2 protein-coding genes are annotated in these 941 nt (G+C 46.2%); both read right to left on the bottom strand.

Translation table 11 applies throughout. The annotated features are described in order from the left end of the window. Window positions 1–18 precede the first annotated feature (18 nt). Complete coding sequence (locus NV64_RS22720) at window positions 19–603, bottom strand: hypothetical protein (RefSeq protein WP_101506847.1); 585 nt, start codon at window positions 601–603, stop codon at window positions 19–21. Further along, the coding region (locus tag NV64_RS22725; RefSeq protein ID WP_101506848.1) for a tlde1 domain-containing protein at window positions 600–941 on the bottom strand (342 nt) is incomplete at its 5' end. The genes NV64_RS22725 and NV64_RS22720, both read right to left, overlap by 4 nt.

Genomic DNA, 941 nt, shown 5'->3' on the forward strand with positions numbered 1-941 from the left:
TACAAGAAAAGCCCGCAATCAAGGTGTTTCTGTGGGTACATTTAACGGGTAATAGCTTTTAAAATAATCCTTATTACCCCACTTGTACGGTTTTTTCTCATTCTCGCGTTTCATCTCAGCAATAAGTTCTCCCATAATCTCCAGGCACGATCGACCCGCCTCACCAGCCTGAGGCAACACCGCCTTTGCCCTTGAGAAATACTCTTTTACTGACTGTTTGTTGTAAATATCCGGGTCCGGTACATACACACAAATGATATCGGAACCAAATTTATCACGCTGCGATGAGTGTCCTTCTCTGGCGATAACCTTGTCCACTTCTGCCAGCGTGTGCAGCGTATCAGGGGCAGACCGGATAAGTGACGCTGCCAGCGCATTCATTAGCGCATGATTTTGCGATTGAGGAAGGCTGTCGATAATATCGGGAACCACCGCCAGCCATATCGGTTGCGATGACTTTACGCCGCGGATTAACTGTTTACTGTTAGCCGGATTTTGCAAAAGCAGATATTTATGATGTTCATCTGCTGAAGTCAAATCCTTAGGCTGTATAGCGTTGGCAAACAGGGGAACTGTGAGTATAAAAAGCACTAATCCTTTCATCGCACGACCACCAGCGTATTGTCAGGGGAGTTAGCGACTAGTCTGCGTGTGCCAGCCCCCATAACAATGCATCCTTCAGAAGCCCAGCCCGGGGGGCCTTTAATGCGTTCACCATGTATTCTGAATTCATTACGTCCAAAACTTTCTCCTGAAATTTGCGTCAGGATAATGGTATAGGGTCCTTTAGAACGAGTATACTTACCTATTCTATAAGTCCCCTGAGGAATAGGCCCTAACCCCTTTACTTGCTGACGAGAAGGATTATTTTTATTCGTCATCCTTCCAGAATATCCTGTCTCAACATGCCGTCCGTTATAGGAAAGCTCACCGGTGCTTTG

Origin of the sequence: Erwinia sp. B116 (assembly GCF_002865965.1) — a bacterium.
In the GTDB taxonomy this organism is placed as follows: Bacteria; Pseudomonadota; Gammaproteobacteria; order Enterobacterales; family Enterobacteriaceae; genus Erwinia.